The 22829-nt window shown below is 42.1% G+C and carries 16 protein-coding genes; 15 read left to right on the forward strand and 1 reads right to left on the reverse strand.

Going from position 1 to position 22829, the window contains the following annotated elements:
* Positions 1-15: 15 nt before the first annotated feature.
* Positions 16-951, forward strand: coding sequence for an N-acetyl-gamma-glutamyl-phosphate reductase (argC, locus tag ACTNCK_RS08295; protein ID WP_441082040.1), 936 nt, complete (start codon positions 16-18; stop codon positions 949-951).
* A 52-nt stretch (positions 952-1003) separates the two neighbouring features.
* Here the strand turns inward: argC and ACTNCK_RS08300 are convergent, their stop codons facing one another.
* Complete coding sequence (locus ACTNCK_RS08300; protein WP_441082041.1) at positions 1004-1390, reverse strand: hypothetical protein; 387 nt, start codon at positions 1388-1390, stop codon at positions 1004-1006.
* Positions 1391-2189: 799 nt separating this feature from the next.
* Here ACTNCK_RS08300 and ACTNCK_RS08305 point away from each other — a divergent pair.
* The 14 genes from ACTNCK_RS08305 (at position 2190) to ACTNCK_RS08370 (ending at position 22821) form a co-directional block, all read left to right on the forward strand.
* On the forward strand, positions 2190-4037 hold the full coding sequence (locus tag ACTNCK_RS08305; protein WP_441082042.1) for an Ig-like domain-containing protein: 1848 nt from the start codon (positions 2190-2192) through the stop codon (positions 4035-4037).
* 256 nt (positions 4038-4293) lie between these two features.
* Positions 4294-6171, forward strand: a complete 1878-nt coding sequence (locus ACTNCK_RS08310) for a polysaccharide biosynthesis protein (RefSeq protein WP_441082043.1) — start codon at positions 4294-4296, stop codon at positions 6169-6171.
* A 214-nt stretch (positions 6172-6385) separates the two neighbouring features.
* Positions 6386-8230: an O-antigen ligase family protein gene (locus tag ACTNCK_RS08315; protein ID WP_441082044.1), complete on the forward strand. Its 1845-nt coding sequence runs from the start codon at positions 6386-6388 to the stop codon at positions 8228-8230.
* Between the two features lie 240 nt (positions 8231-8470).
* Complete coding sequence (locus ACTNCK_RS08320; RefSeq protein ID WP_441082045.1) at positions 8471-8899, forward strand: Panacea domain-containing protein; 429 nt, start codon at positions 8471-8473, stop codon at positions 8897-8899.
* Between the two features lie 11 nt (positions 8900-8910).
* Positions 8911-9963 carry a hypothetical protein gene (locus ACTNCK_RS08325; RefSeq protein ID WP_441082046.1) on the forward strand — a complete coding sequence of 351 codons (1053 nt, stop codon included), beginning with the start codon at positions 8911-8913 and terminating at the stop codon, positions 9961-9963.
* Between the two features lie 64 nt (positions 9964-10027).
* Positions 10028-13159, forward strand: a complete 3132-nt coding sequence (locus tag ACTNCK_RS08330) for a sugar transferase (protein WP_441082047.1) — start codon at positions 10028-10030, stop codon at positions 13157-13159.
* A gap of 20 nt (positions 13160-13179) precedes the next feature.
* Positions 13180-14214, forward strand: coding sequence for a polysaccharide biosynthesis protein (locus ACTNCK_RS08335; protein WP_441082048.1), 1035 nt, complete (start codon positions 13180-13182; stop codon positions 14212-14214).
* Positions 14211-15065 (forward strand): SDR family oxidoreductase, encoded by an 855-nt coding sequence (locus ACTNCK_RS08340; protein ID WP_441082049.1) that lies wholly within the window; start codon positions 14211-14213, stop codon positions 15063-15065. Before ACTNCK_RS08335 ends, ACTNCK_RS08340 begins: the two co-directional genes overlap by 4 nt.
* 10 nt (positions 15066-15075) lie before the next feature.
* Positions 15076-16203, forward strand: a complete 1128-nt coding sequence (gene wecB / locus ACTNCK_RS08345) for a non-hydrolyzing UDP-N-acetylglucosamine 2-epimerase (protein WP_441082050.1) — start codon at positions 15076-15078, stop codon at positions 16201-16203.
* A gap of 10 nt (positions 16204-16213) precedes the next feature.
* The gene (locus ACTNCK_RS08350) at positions 16214-17260 is read left to right on the forward strand and encodes an acyltransferase family protein (protein ID WP_441082068.1); all 1047 of its coding nucleotides are present in this window, start codon (positions 16214-16216) and stop codon (positions 17258-17260) included.
* Between the two features lie 75 nt (positions 17261-17335).
* Positions 17336-18550 carry a serine/threonine-protein kinase gene (locus ACTNCK_RS08355; protein ID WP_441082051.1) on the forward strand — a complete coding sequence of 405 codons (1215 nt, stop codon included), beginning with the start codon at positions 17336-17338 and terminating at the stop codon, positions 18548-18550.
* Positions 18551-18578: 28 nt separating this feature from the next.
* The gene (locus tag ACTNCK_RS08360) at positions 18579-19742 is read left to right on the forward strand and encodes a CDP-glycerol glycerophosphotransferase family protein (protein WP_441082052.1); all 1164 of its coding nucleotides are present in this window, start codon (positions 18579-18581) and stop codon (positions 19740-19742) included.
* Positions 19743-19756: 14 nt separating this feature from the next.
* Positions 19757-21736 (forward strand): aminotransferase class I/II-fold pyridoxal phosphate-dependent enzyme, encoded by a 1980-nt coding sequence (locus tag ACTNCK_RS08365; RefSeq protein ID WP_441082053.1) that lies wholly within the window; start codon positions 19757-19759, stop codon positions 21734-21736.
* 8 nt (positions 21737-21744) lie between these two features.
* The gene (locus ACTNCK_RS08370; protein WP_441082054.1) at positions 21745-22821 is read left to right on the forward strand and encodes a glycosyltransferase family A protein; all 1077 of its coding nucleotides are present in this window, start codon (positions 21745-21747) and stop codon (positions 22819-22821) included.
* Positions 22822-22829 lie beyond the last annotated feature (8 nt).

Below are 22829 nucleotides of genomic sequence, written 5' to 3' on the forward strand. Positions count from 1 at the left end.
AAGGAAAGGAACAAGATGAAACCTAAGGTATATATTGACGGGAAGAGCGGTACTACAGGACTTCAGATCTATGACCGGATTGCAGGAAGGGATGATCTGGAGCTTATGCTTATTGATCCTGATAAGAGACATGACGTAGAGGAGAGAAAAAGACTTATCAATTCTGCTGACATAGTCTTCTTATGTCTGCCTGATAAGGAGGCCATAAATGCGGTTACTCTTGTAGAGAATCCTAAGACAACCATAATCGATGCCTCGACGGCTCACCGTACCTCAGAGGACTTCGTATATGGATTTCCTGAGCTCTGCCCGGGCCAGCGTGAGAAGATAGCGGCTTCACACAGGATAGCTAATCCCGGCTGCCATGCCACAGGCTTTATAAGCATTGTTTCACCTCTCATACAGTCTGGGATCCTTCCCCGCGACTACCCTGTCAGCTTCTTTTCACTGACCGGATATTCCGGCGGCGGCAAGAAGATGATAGCCGATTACGAGGCCTCTGACAGACCAGAGACCCTTTCCTCTCCAGGTATCTATGGCCGAAGCCTCTGCCATAAGCATATACCGGAGATGGTAAAGTACACTGGACTTTCCTATTCGCCGGCCTTTCTTCCTGTGGTCTGTGACTATTACAAGGGAATGGCCGGGACCCTTACCCTGCAGAACAGGCTCTTAAACGGTACACCTGATGCAAGGGGGATTTGGGAATTCTTAAGGAGCTTCTATGAGGGAGAGGTCTTCATCTCCGTAGCTGACTTTGAGGACAAGCCAGCTACCCTCTATGCCAATGAGCTTGCCGGAACTAACCTTCTGAAGATATATGTAAGCGGTGGCAGTGACTATACAGCGATCACCTCTGTATTCGATAACCTGGGAAAGGGCGCTTCAGGAGCCGCAGTCCAGAACATGAACATAGCTCTGGGACTCGATGAGACGGAGGGACTTGTCTGAGCATAAATAATTACCGCCGTCCCTTTTTGGAGTGAACGGCGGTACTTTATTATCATTTACTTCCAATTCCTTTCATAACCATCTCCGCTGCCTTCTCAGCCAGACCCTTGATATCAGCATCATCCGGATGAGACTTTCTGTAGTTCTCATATATCCCTGGTATGCAGTTAAGGTAGGCTTCAGTAAACCTGCCGGCCTCTGTATCGGTGCAGTAGGGACGGAAGGCACTCTTTTCTGATGCAAAGATGGAGTGGAAGAACCGTTCTCTGAACGGATTGCCATCGTTTGTAAGGAGAAGGTTCCTGATCTGAGGATCAGCGGATTCCAGGAACTCATAGATGGTTCTGATGTCAGAGACAGGGTCTTTCGTGAACCTGTCGGATAGGAGCGATGCGATGCTGTCTGCAAGAGAGCAGTCAGCTTTAATAGTGTCTGCCATGGTTGTCCTTTCTGTCTGGTACTCTCCCCCTAGGCTTTTTCTGGTTGTTACTATTCACGGCACCTCCCCAATCAGACCGCAGACCAACCGCGCTTTCGCGCGTTTGCCGCATCTTCGATGCTAAAAGTCTGCGGTTGCTGGGGAGGTTCCTGCTTCACAGGCAGGCTTCTGTGGGTATTTAAACGTCCGCACAAGTGCGTCCGTCGTGAACCCCCACAGAAGCCTGCCGTGAATAGTAACTTCTGGTTACAAATTTTAACGGTTCTTGTTTGAAAAATCAAATCTTTAACAAATATTGAATAAGCATCCGATTAAATGATATTAAGATAAGTCTATTAAAATAAAATAATCACTTTTCTGTGCTAAATATATTGAACTTTCCACCCTGAATCGCTAAACTAGTCTTGTCCAAAGGAGAGAAGCAACCTATCAGCGTAAGTTGCTATCCATTCAATTCGAGATCAGATGCTTATATAAGGGCATGCTGATCCTGATGCGAAAGGCTCTCCCCAAGGACAGTGAAGAAAGAGGCAGCCAGATTGACATAGCGGGACGCATCCGCGACAGTCTATCGCCTCGGCTGTATGAGTGGTTTGGGAGGACGCTCCTTCACTAGTACCATGATAAACATTCCAGATGAAGGGAGGGGCCAAGGCCGAGGGCCCAGGGTCCAGGGTTTTGGAGCTATAGTTTTATCAGAATTTCAAGATTCGACTAAACTTCAGTAACCCTGACCCCTACCCCCTAGACCCTAACCCCTGCCCCTTCGGAAAGAGAGGAATAATACAAAATGTTAAACATGAAAAAAGGTTTAGCCGTAGCACTTGCAGCAGTAACTGCATTTACATTTGCTCCGGCAACTGCTTTCGCAGGTACATCAGCTGCAACAGCTAGAACTACCGGCACAGACAATGGCAAGACTACCTATATTAAGGCCACAGGCCTGATGACCACTATGAACGAGTCAGCTAATGTCTGGTCTTACAATAACACAGTAACAAGCAGCGCACTCACAGATCAGCAGACTGCTGTAGTAGTACTTACACCGAGCAATCCTGAAGGATCTGTTACCTTCACTCAGAAGATCACAGGTGATGAGACTTTGAGCGATGGCAAATGGTATAGTGTTGGAACTCAGTCTGGAAACACAGTTCTTTCAGGCTCAGTAGCATCTGACTCAACTGATAAGGCTATAGAGTTAACAGCTGGTAAGAACAGCAAGACACTGAAGATCACTGCCAGTGTCGCAAAGCTCAGACAGGTGACCAATCCTGAGAAGTACATTGTAAGCAGCAATGTGGGAGGACTTCTTCCTAACACCAAAGTAACTGTCATCCTCGCTAGGCGTGCCGTTAAGATGAATAACCTGAAGGTTACACTGAACACAGCAGGTGATTCAGCAAAGGACAGATACTTACAGCATGACGTAGATGAGTATAACGCTTTCGAAGCAAGACCTACAGGCATTACAGGTGCTGACATCACAACAGACGACGTTGATGTCGCACTTGACGGCAAGCCGATCGGCACTGTTAATATGAACCTCGCTGATTCGAGCAAGGATAAGACATTCACTGTAGATACTAATGCTGACGTAGCTTACAAGTCAGATGACACAAGCATCGCTACCATCGATAAGGATGGTATCCATGCCAAGGCTGTAGGTGAGACTAATGTAAGCATCACTACAAAAGAGAGTACTACCGCATATGGTGAGGTAAAAGTTACAATTCCTGTTAAGGTAGTTAACAAACCGACCGCAACACTTTCTGTACCGGATGATATCTATGTACATGGCAAGGGTAAAGAAAATTCTACAGTAATCGGAGCTACAGGTACAAACATCCAGAAGAACAGCATCGTATACGATTTTGTTTACTGGGATGCTAAAACACAGGACTATGTTTCATTCAAGACTAGCACAAGAAACGTTCTGAATCCGTTCAGACTTGATACCTCAAAAGATACTGTATATGTGGATTCATACACAGGAGATGACGACAATCGTTATACCTGGGACGCATATCTTAAGGTAACAGCTACAGCTGCTCCGGGTTACAAGGAACCAGACGCTAAATACATCAGACTTCACTTCGTTAAGGATGCCTTTGACTTAGATTCTACTAGTCAGATACTCCATATCGGCGAGTCAGTTCAGATTACTGCCCAGGCAGAATCAACTGTCGCAACTGGCGGTGCATTCACATATAAATCATGGAACCCAGCTGTCGCTACAGTAAGTGATACAGGTGTGATCAAGGCTGTCGGCGAGGGCTCAACTAGGGTTGATGTAACTTACGGAGGAACCACAAAGCCTGTATACGTAACAGTTAAGGCTTATGAGAACGGTGCTGGATCAAAGGCTGCTCCTGAGAAGGTTACCGGCGTTAAGGTATCCAACAAGAAGGGTGCTAAGGTTTCTGTAAAGTGGGATTCACAGGATTCAAGCGTCAACTTCCGTGTATATAAGAAGGTTGGCTCTGGAAAGTGGATTGCCAAGAATGTAACATCTAACAAGGCTACTCTTTCTGTAAAGAAGGGTGCTAAGGTTACAGTCAAGGTTAAGGCTTTCACAAAGGGAACCAATGGAAAGACCACTTGGGGACCTAAGGCAACATCCAAGTCTTTAAAGACTGACAGGAAGTAATCTCAATCCTTCATTATTTTAACAATTTGACGACAAGTGTTTAACTATCCGGGGCACCCTGTTACAGCTCCGGTAACTAGATAGACACGTTCCCGTCCGCATTATCCGGTTCCCCGGATATCTCCCATGCGGACGGGATTTTTTTGCGTTCATGGGAGAAAGCATATATGTAACCTAACCCCTCTTTCGGTCTTGTGCTCCTCACTTCATAATGATATAATATTTCAGTTGGCATAAATTTTTTGAATGGATTATTATGAACACGATTAAAAAACACACGCAGCAGCTTCTAGCCGCACGTACATTTGTTATATTCTTTTTGGATTGTATCACTATAGCCTTGTCGGGCTTTGTGGCACTCTGGGTCCGCTTTGATTTTCGGATAGCGAATATTGACCCGGTTTATGTGAGTGAGCAGCTTCGGATACTGCCAGAGGTACTTGTCACCTTCATAGTCATATATGCCTTAAATAAGCTTTATATGTCGGTATGGCGCTTTGCCTCGGTAAGCGAGATGGTAAGGATAGTCAGGGCATACGCTGTCATGATCCCGGTATTCTGGCTTGAAAAGCAGATATTTCATTTCCATCTACCCAGAAGCGTCTATCTGATAGCCTATGTGGGCGATTTTCTCTGTTGTATAGCCATCAGATTTTCATACAGATTCATCAGATACTATGCTAACAGGCGTCGGATCGCCGGGGACGCCGGCGCTGAGAGGGTCATGATCATAGGCGCTGGAGCGGCGGCCAGAGAGCTGATAGCGGATATATCCACATCGGGAAGGGTCCGCTATCAGGTGGTATGCATTATAGATGACAACAGGAACAACTGGGGCCGCTATCTGGGAAACGTCCCTATAGTGGGTGGAAGAGATGATATACCGGAGTATGCTGCCCAGTACAGGGTGGACAGGATCATTTTTGCCATACCGTCAGCCAGTCGCCATACCAGGACAGAGATCTTAAACATTGCAAAGACCACCGGATCCCACCTGCAGACTGTGCCGGGTATGTATCAGATACTAAACGACGAGGTCAGGGTAAGTAAGCTCCGCGACGTAGATATCACAGATCTGCTGGGACGGGATGAGATCACTGTAGACGACCGTCAGATAAAGGATGCCATTCGAGGAAAGGTGATCCTTGTGACAGGAGGAGGCGGATCCATAGGTTCTGAGCTGTGCAGACAGATAGCAGCAGCAGGACCTAAGAGACTTATCATTTTTGATATATATGAGAATAATGCATACGCCATTCAGCAGGAGCTAAAGAGATCATATCCGGACCTTGATCTGGTGACCCTGATAGGCTCTGTCAGAAATACGAACCGGGTGAACTGGGTCCTTCGTACCTACAAGCCTGAGGTGGTCTATCACGCAGCTGCTCACAAGCATGTGCCGCTAATGGAGGACTCACCGGATGAGGCTATAAAGAACAACTGCCTTGGTACCTTAAAGATCGGTCAGGCCGCAGCAGAGAATGGAGTAAAGCGCTTCCTTCTCATAAGCACAGATAAGGCCGTGAATCCGACCAGCGTGATGGGGGCCAGCAAGCGCATCTGTGAAATGATCATACAGATGCTTGACAGGCGATACCCAAAGACCACCTACTGTGCAGTACGTTTCGGAAATGTCCTGGGATCGAACGGATCGGTTATCCCGCTCTTTAAGAAGCAGATAGCAGAGGGGGGACCTGTCACGGTCACAGATAAGCGGATCATCCGCTACTTCATGACCATACCTGAGGCTGTATCCCTGGTCCTCCAGTCCGGCCACTACGCCAGCGGTGGAGAGATATTCATCCTGGATATGGGCGAGCCGGTAAGCATAGACCAGATGGCCAGAAAGATGATCGAGCTCTCCGGTTTCGTTCCGGATGTGGACATACAGATCAGGTATACAGGTCTGCGCCCGGGAGAGAAGCTCTACGAGGAGCTTCTCATCGACAAGAATAATAAGCAGCTGCGCAGCACAGCAAATCAGCGCATATTCGTCGAAGAAGCCTATCCAATGGACGACGAATGGTTCGCGCAGGAGCTTAAAAAGCTCGAAAACGCCAGCAAGTCAGAGGTCTCAGGCGAAAAGATCCGGGCACTGATAAAGGAGGTAGTCCCGACCTACAGCGGGGCATAAGGGCCGGTGGCTGGTATAGGCATAGTAAAAGTCTGTTGCATCTGATGCAATATAGTTGTAAAATAGAAAGAGGAGTTTTTGCCAACTCTGTTGTCAGCTCTCACGTCGCTTCATGCGCGGAGAGGGGGCAGGAGAGATCATAAGTACAGATGAGCCGGGACAGCACAGGCTGGCCTGGATGGCGGAGCATACGCAAAATACAGGATCATAAGAATTGAAGCTAATAAAGACCACTAAAGAAAAACCACTTCTGAATAAGAGATATCTCATTCCTTCTATCATAGCTATGGGTTTTATTCCCCTTATCATGAAGGAGCATACCTACCACACCTATCTGGAGGACGCCGACTGGTTTGCTATAGGGAATTCCACAGCGACAGATTTTTTCCTCTTCTGGAAGCAGTGGGCTTTTATCATTCTGGCTCTTATCTGCCTTCTGATACTTCTCATCAGAGCAAAGTATTACTATGAAGAGCTGCCATGGGATAAAAGAGCCTTTATTCCTCTTCTGGTATACGGTGCCTTTGTGGTGCTGTCGGCCTGCTTTGCCAGGATGCCGGTATTCGCATGGGCCGGCGGATACGATATGTTTCAGAGTGCACCGGCTATTCTAAGCTATGGCCTTATTTTTTACTATACATACAGCTGTATAAAGAGTACGGGTCATCTGCTCTATCTTCTTCGCGGAAGTGAGATCGGCATAGGTATAGAGCTTGTTCTCTGCTTTTTTCAGGCCATGGGACATGACCTCCTCGCCACTGTGCCAGGAAAGATTCTTGTGACTTCGCCTTCACGCTGGAACAAGCTTGACAGCCTGACACTATCTCCAGATATGTATGGCACAGTATATAACACGGATTATCTGTCGCTCTATCTGCCTATGGTAATACCAGTCATACTGGGACTTTTCATTGTAGAGACAAAGCTCTGGAAAAGGATAGTACACGCTGCCATTCTTCTACTGTCACTTTTTGTCCTTGTGAAGGCTCCGTCGTCGGCCATACTGGCAGTGGGGATAGAGACAGTCATTGCATTTGTCATCCTATGCAGCAGACAGAGAAAGCTGCTTATATCAGGAACAGTCATGTTGGCCTGTCTGGCTTTTGCAGGAGCTTCTGTCATTCTTTGCAGCAGCGGCTATTACAGGACGAAGGCGGACCTTCTCTGGAACGGATCGGTCACGGAGGATTCAGACGTACCCATAAAGAGCATCAGGACCGGAAGTCTGTCCTCAGGCGTTACTGTAGAGCTTAGGGATGGGAAGATATACCGCTTTACTTTTTCTATGGATCAGGGGCAGATAAAGGATCTGAAGGTTTATGACGGGTCTGGAAATCAGCTGGCTCTTACAGAGACAAACACAGATAATCAGACCTATGTCTTTTCCGACACAGCCGAGCAGGCAGAGGGTGTCTATTTCTACAGGGATGACAGCGGCTTTGTCAGCAGGCTCATGTTCGTAAAGGACGGAGTCATCTATCCCTTCGTCGACACAGATGTGACTGGGCCAAGCCAGAAAAAAGGCTACTATCTGGTATCCACAGCTGGCCGCTGCGTGAAGCTGCCTCAGAAGAATAAGGGAGAGGTCTATGAGGTATTCAAAAACGGCTTCTGGAGTGGAAGAGGACCTATCTATAACCGCTCGCTGCCTCTGTTAAAGCATCACATGCTGATCGGTACCGGCGCTGATAATTACATCATGGCCTATCCTCAGCGTGACTACATAAATGACTACTACTTTAACGGCCAATCAAATGGCCTGAATGTAAAGCCCCACAGCCTCTACCTCCAGATCTGGATTCAGGAGGGTTTTATAGCCTTTGTGGCAATAATGGTCTTCTTTTTCATATACCTGAAAAGAAGCGCCGTGCTCTACCATAGTGTGACACTAAAAGATCACAGCCGTCTCATGGGCTTTCTTCTCATGACTGGGATCATAGGCTATCTGATTGCAGCCATAGCAAACGACTCCATGATCTGCACGGCACCGGTCTTCTGGACAGCGCTGGGAGCAGGGTGGGGGATGAATGAACTCAGTAACAAGGATCAGGGAAAGTAAGATATTAGGGAGCATTGAGTTGAATCGGTTACTATGACCGTTTCACTCCGCAATAGCCTCTGATCTACAGTGTTTTTCAGATCTGTTTTCCGGACGACTCCAACATCTGCACCGCACCGGTCTTCTGGACAGTGCTGGGAGCGGGACGGGGATGAATATCTTGGAATGTGGAGACCGATAAAATTGCTGGATTATGGAGAGTTTGACTAGCTTTTGACTAAGTAAGAAGGTAGGAATTACATGAGACCATATGATGCTTTAGAGATTGCTGAGTATATCATCGAAAGATGTAATCAGAATCATTTGCCAATAACTAACTTAAAACTACAGAAAATTCTGTATTTCGTGCAGGCGCAATTTATGGTACAGTTTGGAACTCCTTGTTTTTATAATATTATGCAGGCGTGGGATTATGGCCCTGTGGTTCCGGACGTCTATCACAAGTATAAAGTTTATGGAAATACGAATATTCCTAGCTGTGGTAATAAAAGCTATGATTTTGAGATCGATGAACAGCAGACATTAAATGGTATTATAGATAGGGCGTCTGAATATTCGGCTTCGCGGTTGGTTGAAATAACTCACAATCAGAGTCCGTGGATTGATGCTTATAATAAGGTTGATGAAACTATTACGCCAAAAAGTATAAGAAAGTTCTTTATGACATAACAGGACAAATAATGGAACAAGGCCAGGATATTTTTACAAAGGTAGCTGACGGTGCTGAATTAAAACAAGATGATTCAACATCATTCTTTGAAGATATGTCATTGCAGATTCAAGATATTTGTAATGACCTATCGGCAGACAAAGAGAGCTTTCAGGAAGAAAAAGTTTATAGAAAAGTACTGGAGTATGTAGCAAGTGATAAAAGGATATTGTATTCTCAAATCACTTCCGAAATATTTTCATACTATGATAAGGGTAATATTTTAAATCCAGATGAACGGATTGAAAATATGACAGGCAACTTGACAAAGTTAGTAGAGTTTTCAAGAAGTCCAAAAAGCAATGGAATAATTGAGGCTGATTATTCGGATGAAAAATATCAGGTTGCTATAAAGTCAATGACTAAGGTATGTATAAAGATGTGGGATCATATCAATCTTGCGTATCGCCAATATTCTGACTTAAAGCAAACTGATGATGAGTTTAAGGACAAGTTCAATCAGAGATTTGATAAGTCTTTTGCAAAAAGTTTTAAAGAAAGTGTAGGTCCGGAGACAGAAAAACTACAAAGGTCAATGAATTCACAACTTATCACACTGGTCGGAATATTTACAGCATTGGCTTTTCTTGTCTTTGGTGGTATTACAAGCTTGGATAATGTGTTTGAGAGTACTGGCGTACCTGTTCTAAAGCTTCTGGCTATAGGATCTGTCTGGGGACTATTTATATTGAACATGATCTTTGTTTTTCTTTATTGTGTACAGAGGATAACGAGACTTAATACTTCTCAATCAGATAAGAAAAAGAATGTTTTTGAGAGATATCCTGTTGTGTTTTGGTGTGACTTCTGTCTTGTCGTAGTAATGGTTGTGACATTATGGATATATTATTTGAAAAACAGAGCGGGTCTGGCATGGCTGGATATTTTACTTGCTGATAATCCAAAACTTGTTGTTTTGGTTGGTTCTTCTATATTAATAGCTCTTATTGTAATAGGGACAAAAAGAATGATCACTCTTACGGGGATGAAGACGAAAAATAAACGAAATAGAAAATCATATTGATTTATACGTAAAAATGAGGAACTAGGGGGCTGGCTGCAGGTAGGCCGAACACAGAGAAGAGCAGATGAACAAAGATAAAGCAAAAAAGATAATCAAAGCCACGGCAGTCACACTCGGTGTTTCATATGTCGTTCTTAATATCATTGCCAGGAAGAAAAAAAAAGATTCTACGTATTCCACACCCGGGCAGGAGAGTGAAAGAAACTCTATGCAGGGAAAGTCTGTCAAGTTTGTGGAAGACGCCAGTGATAAAGAAAATGCTGATGGCAAGTGCGGTCATCTGGAAGCTACAGGCCTTTCTGCTGCGGCCACACGCGAGCGTTCCTTCTATGAAAAAGTTGTTAAGCGCTGTCTTGACAAGGCTTTATCTTTTGCTGGTCTTGTAGCCTTAGCTCCCATAATGGGTGGCATCGCTCTGGCGATAAAAATCGAAGACCCGGGTCCTGTTATCTTCACACAGAAGAGAGTTGGTCTGGATAAGCAGTATTTTAAGCTTCACAAGTTCCGTTCGATGAAAATGTCCACACCGCATGACGTGCCTACGCATAAGCTTGAGAAGCCAGAGCAGTATATAACAAAAGTAGGAGGCTTCATTAGAAGGCACAGTCTTGATGAACTTCCGCAGATCTGGGATATCTTCCTTGGGAATATGTCTGTTATTGGACCGCGCCCGGCACTCTGGAATCAGGATGTGCTGACGGCAGAGCGTGACAAGTATGGTGCTAATGACATCAAGCCTGGTCTGACCGGATGGGCGCAGATCAACGGAAGAGATGAGCTTGAGATTCCGGACAAGGCAAAGCTGGACGGGGAGTATGTGAAGAACGAGGGTCCAGCAATGGATCTCAAGTGTTTCCTTGGCTCTGTTGGTGTGTTCGGCGGGGATAAGTCCGTAGTTGAAGGCGGGACTGGGGAAATCCACAAGGAGAACAAGCTGAGACCGGGCGTGCCTGAAACAGATCCGGAACCGGACTTCGGATTTAAGAAAAAGTTCCAGATAGATAAGGAAAAGAACATCAAAGTCCTTGTGGTCGGTGCAGGATCATATATTGGGGAGACTTTTGCTTCCTTTGCAAAAGAACACTACCCGAACATAGAAGTAGACACGGTCGGCACTCTGAACGGTGAGTGGCGTGACGTGGACTTCTCTGCTTATGACACTATTTATGACGTCGCTGGCATAGCTCATGCTGATGTCGGCAATGTGAGTGATGAGGTCAAAGAGAAGTACTATGCCGTCAACACGGACCTGACGTTGGAGATAGCAAGGAAGGCGAAGGCGGCAGCCGAGAAGAGAAGTAATACTGAAAGTATAAATAAAGAAGAAAATGCCACAGGCGAAAAGAAGAAAACACAGTTCATCTTCATGTCTTCCGCAATCATCTATGGCGATTCCGCACCGTACGGCACTTCCAAGATGATTGACGAGGACACGGTTCCTGCTCCGGCGAACTTCTATGGTGATTCGAAGTGGCAGGCTGATAAGGGCGTGAGGAGTCTCTCTTCCTCAAACTTCAATGTTGCAGTTCTCCGTCCGCCAATGATCTATGGAAAGGGCAGCAAAGGGAACTACCCAACGCTCGCCAAGCTCGCCAGGAAGCTTCCGATATTCCCGGATGTCGATAATGAGAGATCCATGCTTTATGTCGGCAACCTGTGTGAGTTTTTGTGTCAGTTGATGTTAAGTTGTGAAGGCGGTATCTACTTCCCACAGAATGCAGAGTACACAAAAACATCAGAGATGGTCAAGGAAATAAGGGCTGTCGCTGGTGGGAAGAAAATAGTAGAGACGAAGGCACTGAATCCGGCAGTAAAGGTCGGGCAGAAAGTGCCTGGAAAGATAGGCGGACTGGTTGATAAGGCTTTCGGGAATCTTACTTATGATCAGAAACTGAGTACGTATGAGGGGATTGAGTACCAGAGGTGTACGTTATCAGAGTCCATAGAAAAGACAGAGGGTAACACAGAACCTCATAAGAAACATATCTTAGTTATCTCTCAATATTTTTATCCTGAACAGTTCCGTATCAATGATATGGCTTGTGAATGGGTGAAGCGCGGCTATAAGGTCACGGTCCTTACTGGAATTCCTAACTACCCGATGGGTAAATATTTTGAGGGATATGACCTCACGCACAAGCGACACGAAATATGGAACGGTGTGGAGATCATTCGTATTCCGCTTATTGCTCGTGGTTCAAATTCTATCGGCATGATGGCGAATTACGGGTCATTTGTCGTGTCTGGATTCTTCTGGAATCTTGTCAACAAGATCAAGGCTGATGAAGTGTTCATATATGAAGTAAGCCCAATGACACAGGCTTTAGTCGGTGTTCAATATGCAAAGCAGCATAAGGTTCCTTGCTATCTTTATGTTACAGACCTCTGGCCTGACAATGTTGAAATCGTAACAGGAATACATAACCCGGCAGTTATTGGACCAATCAATAGCATGGTCAATTACGTTTACAAGCATTGTGATCGCATTTTTACTTCTTCACAAAGCTTCATTTCTAAAATGGTGGAGAGGGGAGTTGATCGAGACAAGCTTGAGTTCTGGCCCCAGTATGCTGAAGAGTTTTACAAGCCTTACGTACCGGATGTGACAGAGAATTTAGGACATGAAACCGGAATTCCACAAGATGATAAATTGAACATCATATTTGCCGGTAACATTGGTTATGCTCAGGGACTTGGAGTCTTGGTTGAAGCAGCGGCATTGCTAAAGAAAAATAATTCATCAGCACGATTCAACATTGTCGGTAATGGTCGTTATAAAGACGAAATGCTGGAAGCAATACATAAGCAGGGTGTTGATGAATATTTCAATTTCCTGGATAGGCAGGCGGCTGAAGACATACCTAAATTTATGGCGGCTAGCGATGTTGCACTTATTTGCCTTTCAAAGTCTGAAGTATTCGCAATGACAATACCGGCAAAGACCCAGTCTTGTATGGCATGTGGTATGCCGATTCTTGTTTCCGCAGATGGCGAAGTTGGAGAAATCATCAAAGATGCAGGTTGTGGTCTTGTAAGTGCGTCTGGTGATGCAGAGGGGCTTGCAGAAAATATTATCAAGATGGGCAATATGTCCAAAGCAGAATTGGATAATTTGGGAAAGAGGTCTGGTGATTATTTTGACAGCCACTTTTCAAAGAAGATGCTGATGGACAGAATGGATGAGATTTTAGGCTGATTAGTAGGAGAGACGATAAAATGTCAGTTTTTGAAAATAAGACATTATTAATTACAGGAGGTACTGGTTCATTTGGGCATACTGTCCTTAACCATTTCCTTTCTTCTGACATAAAGGAGATAAGGATATTCTCACGAGATGAGAAGAAGCAAGATGATATGAGGCATGAGCTTCAGGCAAACTATCCTGACTACTTTGAAAAGGTGAAATTCTACATCGGGGATGTCCGTGATCGTGATTCCGTAATGGGCGCGATGCCTGGAGTTGATTATATTTTTCATGCTGCGGCATTGAAGGAGGTTCCTTCCTGCGAGTTCTTTCCGATGCAGGCTTATAAGACCAATGTAGTGGGAACTGATAACGTAGTGCAGGCGGCAATCCATTATGGAGTAAAATCAGTGGTTCTCCTATCCACAGATAAGGCAGCATATCCAATCAATGCTATGGGTATCTCCAAAGCGATGGCAGAGAGGATAATTTATTCAAACGCCAGAGTGGCATCCGAGCATGGCACAACACTTTGTTGTACAAGATACGGAAATGTAATGTGCAGTCGTGGATCAGTCATCCCTCTCTTCAGAGAGCAGATCAGGAACGGTCATCCAATCACAATAACAGATCCTAATATGACGAGATTTATGATGAATCTTGATGAGGCAGTTGCTCTTGTTATGTTCGCATTCCAGCACGCAAATCCGGGTGATCTTTTTGTGCAGAAGGCTGATGCCAGCACTATAGGAGACCTTGCGAAGGCTGTACAGCAACTCTTCGGAGATACGGGCACGAAAATCATAGGAACACGTCATGGTGAAAAACTCTATGAAACGCTTGTGACAAGAGAAGAGATGTTAAGGGCTGAAGACTTGGGCGATTACTACAGGATTGCCGCTGACAGCCGTGACTTGAATTACGACAAGTTCTTTATTAAAGGAACCGTCAAGACTCAGGCCGATGATGCATATACGAGCCACAATACAAAGCTTCTTGATTTGGACGGAACTGTTAAAAAGCTGCTGACCACATCGTATATCAAAGAAGAACTGGAGAGCAAATGAAATTTTTAGTCCTTGGTTGTAATGGCATGGCGGGCCACATGATTTCAATCTATCTCTCCGAAAATGGTCATGATGTAACTGGATATGCCAGAACTGAATCGAAATTTGTAAAAACGGTAATTGGAGACGCAAGGGATACAGAGCTTCTTAAGAATACAATAGAAGATGGTGAGTATGATGCGGTCATCAACTGCATAGGGATACTCAATAAATTTGCAGAAGATGATCATGAAACGGCTACTTTCCTGAATGCTTACCTTCCGCATTTCCTTTCTAAAATAGCAAAGGAGATTGGTGCTTATATCATCCACATGAGTACGGACTGCGTATTCAGTGGAAAGAAAGGACAGTATAAAGAAGATGACCTGCGGGATGGTGAGTCATTCTACGATAGGTCAAAAGCCCTTGGTGAGTTAGATGATGAATATAGTGTGACATTGCGTAATTCAATAGTGGGTCCAGACATAAAGGAATCAGGTATCGGGCTTATGAATTGGTTTATGCAGCATGATGGACCTGTTAAAGGGTTTAAGCATGCCATTTGGACTGGTCAGACCACACTTCAGCTTGCAAAGACTATGGAACAGGCAGCAATACAGAAACCTCATGGTATCTATAACATGGTTCCTGATGAGAGTATCAGCAAGTACGAGCTGTTGAAACTATTTAATGGTATTAGGAAAAATCCTATTGACATCATTCCAGATGAGAATTTTGTCGCTGATAAGTCTCTGGTGAGAACCAGGTTTGAGGGTTTCGATTATAAGATACCAGATTATGAAACAATGGTATCAGAACTTGGTGATTGGATGAAGCAGCATAAGGAATTATATCCATATTACGATTTGTGAAGGAAAAGCGATGGCAAAGAAATTAAAGCTGATGACGATTGTAGGTACAAGACCTGAAATCATCAAAATGTCAGCAATTATAAAAAAGGCAGATAAATATTTTGATCAGATTCTCGTTCACACAGGACAGAACTATGATTATGAATTAAACGAGGTCTTTTTCAAAGATCTTGGAATAAGAAAACCTGACTATTATCTTGGAGTTGTAGGCGATAATCTTGGACAGACAATGGGAAACGTTATCGCTAAGTCCTATGAGCTAATGAGTGAGGTAAAGCCTGATGCTATCATCGTTTTGGGTGATACCAATTCATGCCTTTCAGTCTTATCTGCGAAACGTCTTAAAATTCCAGTATTTCATATGGAAGCGGGGAATCGCTGCAAGGATGAAAACCTTCCTGAGGAAGTAATCAGAAGGATTGTTGATGTTACTAGCGATATCAACATGTGTTATTCAGAGAATGCCAGAAAGTACATTCTTGATACTGGTGTGAAACCGGAATATACATTTGTCGTTGGTTCACCGATGGCAGAGGTTTTGTCGGAATACGATGAGAAAATCGAGGCAAGTAATGTCCTTGATAAATTGGGTCTCGAATCAGGTAAGTATCTCCTTCTTTCTGCACATAGGGAAGAAAATATAGATATAGAAGAAAATTTCTTCGCTTTAATGAATGCTGTCAATGAGATGGCAAAGACATACGATATGCCTATCCTTTATTCATGTCATCCCAGGTCAAAGAAATATATTGAAAAGAGAAGTTTTCAGTTCGACAGCAGGGTGATTCAGCATAAGCCACTCGGATTCTTTGATTACAACAAGCTCCAAAAAAATGCTTTCTGCGTAGTGTCAGATAGTGGAACTATTCCAGAAGAGGCAGCATATTTTCACTTCCCTGCGGTTTCGATAAGGACAAGTACGGAACGTCCGGAGGCAATGGAGAAGGGCGTGTTCACAGTGGGATCAATTACATCGGAACAAGTACTTCAGGCAGTTGATCTTGCGGTTTCTATGCATGCAAATGGTGATGATGCAGCTGATGTACCGGCATATGTGGAAAAGAATGTTTCTGTTAAAGTAGTAAAGCTCATTCAGAGCTATACAGGAATTGTTAATAAGATGATTTGGAGAAAATGAAATGTCAAAAATGTCCTATCCCTTGAACAAGAATTGCTTCGATATAATAAGAGCTATTTGTACTTTTATCATTTTTTTCGGACATTTCCTTACACATTTTCATATAGATAATATTTTGTTGAATGGGATGGCATATTTTGTCAGAGGTGTTCCAATATTCTTCTTTATGAGCGGATTGTTTATTTCTAATTCTTTAGAGAAATATACTACAAAGGAATACATTAAGAAAAGGGTTCTGAGAATTTATCCGGAATTATGGGTTTGCGTTTTGATAAATTTAATCCTTCTTGTAATCTCACTTTGGGGACAATTTTCGATTAAAGATATAGTCATTTATCTGGCGATGCAACTGACATTCTTTCAATTTTACACTGGAGATTGGGAAAGAAGCTATGGCGTGGGGACACCCAATGGGGCATTATGGACAATCACGGTTGATATACAGTTTTATGTATTGGCACTAATATTAAAACACTTTTTCTCTAATCCGGAAAAAAGAAATAGACGTATTGCTATTACCTTTATGGGGGGGGTACTCTTTGATTTAATTGCAGAAAAATTCTCTAAAGTATATCCGGATATTTTCTATAAACTTTTGGAATGCAATGTCTTTACTTTCGTGTGGATATTTGTTTTAGGTATTGCCTTTTACTACGCTAGCCCTCAAGTAATAAGTTTTTTTGTTAGTTGGAAATGGGTATTTTTAGCCATCTATGTGGCGTGGCAATATTTTGTACCGACTACACTGGTAAGTTTATTTGATGGTATTCGGTACAATGTGATAACTACGATATTACTTCTTTTCTTCGTCGTAGGATTTGGATTTTCATTTAAATATCGAGTAAAAGAAGATCTTTCTTATAGTTTTTATTTGTATCATATGGTTGTTATTAATGCTGTAATCGAGTTTTTCGGTTCGGAATTTTCGACCATGCAAGATGCTTTTTGGTTTTTCATTGTTTTTGCAATCATAGGAATATTTGCATATTTTTCAAGGAAATTTGTGGCAGATAAAGTGAGTACATTTGAAAGACTGATTGAAAGTGGTAGACATTAAATGCGAACATAATTTTTGATTATTAGTGAACTGAAATACTAATAGTCTGGAATCCTAATAGTGAGGTGGTTAGGCATGAAAGGTGGTCAAGGCTCTGTGACGATCATCCAGGGACCGGATGGAACTCCATGTGCTTGTAAGCACATGCTTGATACGTCTGATCCTGAAGATGTGCAGCGTTTCAAGAGAGAAATAAAAATAATTCAGAAAATTTCACATCCCAATGTTATCAAGGTTCTTGAATCAGGAGAAGATGATAAGGGACCATATTATAATATGCCTTTATACAAATCAAATTTGGTTCCTTACTTAAATGAGGTGCTTTTCAAGAATCCGGAGCAGCAATGTCAGATTATGTTGGAAATTTTAGATGGAGTAGAGGCTTTGCACAAAGCTGGAATTATTCATCGAGATTTGAAACCGGAAAACATTCTTTTGAATAATCCTTATGATCTCGTAATATGTGATTTAGGCTTTGGCAAGGATGAGAATGCATCGTCATCATACACATCTACTGGTATGGGATTCGGAACACCCGGCTATACGGCACCGGAGCAATGGCTGGATGCAAAACGTGTAGATGATAGGACCGATATCTATGCTTTGGGAGTGATTCTCAATGAAATTACGGGGCAAACCAAAGGATATTGTATACCTAAAGCGCTACAGTTGGTTATTACTAAGGCAACATCTCAGATAAAAGATGATCGGTATTCTGGCGTTTCAGAAATGAAGGATGCATTAAAGGAAGCATACAGATTGTGGCTGCGAGATCTTAGTGCAATATCAGTTAACAAAATGATAGATGATATTGCCCATGGCACGGTAGCTGATCTGGAACTGCTGGATGACTGCAATTACATTATTACTAACAAGAATTACGTTCAAAATACAGCATTGAATCTTGGTACGGCTATGAGTGAACGGCAATACCAGACTTTTGAAGATAAACTTCCGGAAGTATGTTTCAGTATGCATGAGCTTATGTGGCATGATTGGTATATTAGCTGGAATAATAATTACAATCTGGTTGATGAAATGGCTTCAATAACAAGAAACTTTTTCGAAATTTCTAAATCTCCCGCAATTAAAGGATTCATCGTGGCAGAGCTTTGCGAGATGGCATACAAAGCAAACAGATATCAGGCTATGTCCGTTGCAGCGGATATGATTGCAGATATGGAATCAGACTTAGCAACAAGGGAACAATTTCTATTGTACTGCAAATCAAAATACAATGTGAAAAGTAATTACAGAAAAATAGGAAGAAGCGCACCCGACTGGTTATGATATTTTTTTGATTCGGAGATTTTTACTAATGAAAAATGGTAATCAATTTGCACATTATCTGGTTAAGAGAATGCTATACGGTGTCCTCCATATTTTTTGGCTATGTCCAGTAAAGAAAAATAGAATCACGTTACTCAACGAACTTTCTTTTTCCTATGGTGATAATTTGAAATATCTTCAATTATATATTGAGAAGAATTATCCAGGAAAATATGAAATTATCTTTCCTTTAAAAGATTTAGGCAAAGAGCATCCTGATAATGTCATTGCTGTTAAGCCGAGGTCTTTCAAATATTTTTTCTATTTACTAACTAGTGGTTCAATTGTAACCAATGCCGGAGGTGTTTCATATCTGCCCTTACGACATAAAAAACAAGTTGTTGTAAATACGTGGCATGGAGGAGGCCCTTATAAAAAAACAGGAACGCTAGTTTATAAAGATAAATGGTATAGAAAAGAATCTGAGATGCAGGTGAAAAATGTGGACTATCTGCTTTCATCGTGTAGATACTTTACGGATTATGAGGCACCCGGTCAGTTATATCCCAAGAATAAGTGCATAAATTCTGGAATGCCTAGAAATGATATGTTTTTTCATGATGCCGACTTATTAGAGCTTAAAAAGAAGGTTTATCAATATTATGGCATTCCTTTGAATCAAAAGCTGTTGCTTTATGCCCCTACATTTAGAGGCAATGTAGATGATCATGAAAGCTCCGAAAAGTATGGGCTTATGGGGATAGATAATCAAGGTGTAGTAAAAGCGCTGGAGAAAAGATTTAGTGGAAAATGGGTGTTTGCAGCAAGACTTCATCCTAAGCTACTATCGATTGAATTCAGTGATAAATCGATAGTTAATATGACATCCTATCCAGATATGCAGGAACTCCTTGCAGCTGCGGATGCAGTGATTACTGATTATTCTTCTCTGATGTGGGATTATTCATTTACATTCAGACCCTGTCTACTTTATGCAAATGATATAGAAGAATATGAAAGAACAAGAGGCTTTTATATGCCGGTTTCCAAGTGGCCATTCCCGCTTGCTCATAATAATAAAGAATTGATTGATAATATTCTTAATTTTGATCAGGAGAAATATGTAGCCGATGTCAAGAGGCACCACATAGAGTCTGGGAGCTATGAAACCGGGGAAGCTTGTAAGAAGACAATGGAACTTCTTAAAGGATAGAGAGGATAAAAATTATGAGAAGATCAGAATTTTACATACTGAGAGCGGCATTTAAAAATGAAAATGTTGCTTCGGCTGATTTGGCTAAACAGGCATTTTGCTCAATAGAAGAAATTGATCAGACAAGAGAGCAAGTTATAAATGATCATTTGATTACTGAGGATGGCAGGTTGACATCTAAGGGCTTAGAAGAACTTGAGCCATATAAAGTGGATAATGCAATTATTATGGCTGCAGGGCTTTCTAGCAGATGCTTGCCGTTATCCAAAATTATGCCGAAAGGACTATTTAGGGTTAAAGGTGAAATATTAATAGAGAGAGAAATTGAGCAGTTAAAAGCAGCGGGCATTAATAATATTGTCCTTGTTACTGGTTATATGAAAGAACAGTTTGAATATTTAAGAGAGAAATATGGACTGACTCTCGTAGAAAACAAGGAATATAAAGAGAGAAATAATACTTCCTCACTTATGGCTGCTAAGAACTACCTTGGTAATTCCTACATTTGCTGTGCGGATAATTATTTTACGGAAAATATCTTTGAACCATATATATATGATTCTTATTACACTGTAAAGCATACAGATGGCTATCTTGACGAGTTCTGTATTGTTGAAGAAGATGCTGGTTATATAAAGAAAATTCAAAGAGGAGGCCAGAACTGTTACTATACAATGGGCGCAACATATTACAGTCGACAGTTTTCTAAAAAATTCATTGATCTTCTTACAAAAGAGTATGATCTTGATGAAACTAAAGGAATGCTGATTGATACATTCCATATGAACCATTTGAATGAATTGCCGGCAACATATGTACCGTATCCCGATGATGTCATTCTTGAATTTGATACATTAAAGGAATTTTCAGATTTCGACCCGGATTTTATCAATTTCTATAACAAAGTTATGGAGGATCACCTATTTGATCGTTATAAAAACATCAATCGTTATGCCGGTGTTCCGACAGACTGGGTTTCAGGAAGGTTACATTATAACGAAAATCTCTGGGGCCCATCACCAAAATGCTTAGATGAGCTTTATAAAACTACACCCGAAGATTTGTATCTTTATGATTCCACAGAAGAAGATGATCTACTTATTGCACTGGAAAAAAAGTTAGGAATCAGTAGGAAAAATCTATTTTTGCATAATGGATCTGCCGAATCAATAAAAACTCTATTTAGTGTAATGCTGAATAAAGATGATAATGTTTTACTTCCAACACCTGGTTGGAGCTATTATGGTGGTGTCGTTGACTATAAATTTGGCAATAAAATTCATTACGATATCATCGAAGATGGTGACAAATGTGCTCATAATATTGATGACATCATCAATAAAGCAGAACAATATAATCCTAAAATCATTGTTATAACAAATCCAGCAATGCCTACTGGCAATGCTATGAGTGCTGAAAACATTGAGAAACTCATAAAAATGTTTCCGGGTTCTATGTTTCTTCTTGACGAGGCATATCATGGATTCGCACCATATACACTGGATGTTAAGAGAATCATTAATACATATGATAATGTTGTATTCTCAAGAACATTTTCAAAGTATTATGGCTTGGCAAACTTAAGAATAGGGTATGGAATCTGTAGTCAAGCGGCTATGCATGCGCTTTGGCTAGATTTGCCGCTTCACAGGCTGCCACATATTTCTAAGAGAATGGCAATCGCAGCGCTAAACGATACAGCTTATTATCAAGAAGTTACCGATGAGATGATTTCTGTGAGAGAGTGGTTTTGGAGAGAGTTATCTAAAATCCCTAACGTTCATCCGTTTAAATCAGATGCGAATTTTATGTATATTGGGCTGAGCGGATATGATGTAGGTGCAGTAAAACAATATATGCAGGAGAGCGGCTATTTGATTAGAATTTTCGATAGCCATGAAGCACAGCACCTGAGGATTACAATTGCTCCTAAGGAAATCATGGAGGACTGCTTGAATAAACTAAAGGCTGCATTAGAGCATCATAAAGTATAAAAGGTAATATGAATGACAAAGTATCATTTTCCATCGTAATCCCGGTTTACAATACGAGCCTTGATAGGGTCAAACGATGCGTTGATAGCATAAATAAACAAACTTATAAGAACTATGATGTTTTTATCGTTGACGATGGAAGCGAGGAACAGTATTCGAAGCAGCTGAAAGATTTTGTGTTGTCTTGCGTTGATACATTTCACTATTATAGGCAGGCAAACTTAGGAGCTGGAGAAGCAAGAAATACCGGGATACGGCTGGCAGATAAAGAGTATCTTATGTTCGTTGACGCTGATGACATTATTTCTCCATATGCTTTGCGGGAAGCGGCAGTAGGCATACAAGATTATGGTGCTGATCTAGTGCTTGGCTTAGTTCATCAAATCGCTGAGAAGGATTTGGACTGGAATATATTTTCTGAATCAAAAGAGAAAGCAAGTTTAGTCGAGACTGAGAAGCAGAAGGAAGATTTGATCTGTGCATTAGTTGGCGCGTATCAACCACAATATTACTTTTCAGATGGTTACTTAAGTGATGGACCAATCGCCCGAGTGATACGGACAGAGATAGCAAAGAGCTGTTTTTTTGATGCGGAAGATATCTGGAATGAAGATACGATCTGGAATGTCAGACTCTTGCGTCAGTGTAAAAAGATAGCTGTATGCGGAAATGTTTGGTACGAATATCTGGTGAATTTATCCTCGCTGACAAGAACGTATCGACCGAATATACCATCTGAATTCAGGGAGGCAGTTTCGAAGGATATTAAAATTATTGATGAACTGTGGCCGGAATGCAAAAACAGGCTATACGTCACAATGGTCTGGAACATGAGTTACGTATCAAGAATGTATTTATACCACCCAGCTAGCGGGTTTTCAAAGAAGGATAGTTTCCGGGAATTTAAAAAATTCCTTCACTATCCTGATTATCGATACGTCTTAAAACATGTTGATTTTTCCAATGATCATAGATTTGTTCATCGGTGTGAGAAGGAAATTCTTAGATTTTTCTCATTGCATGAACCGCATTATATTGCATATATGATTTGGAAAGCATTTAGCAGGCAGCATCAGAATGGGTAATGAAATAA

Origin of the sequence: Candidatus Weimeria sp. HCP3S3_B5 (genome assembly GCF_052064335.1) — a bacterium.
Lineage (GTDB): Bacteria > Bacillota > Clostridia > Lachnospirales > Lachnospiraceae > Weimeria.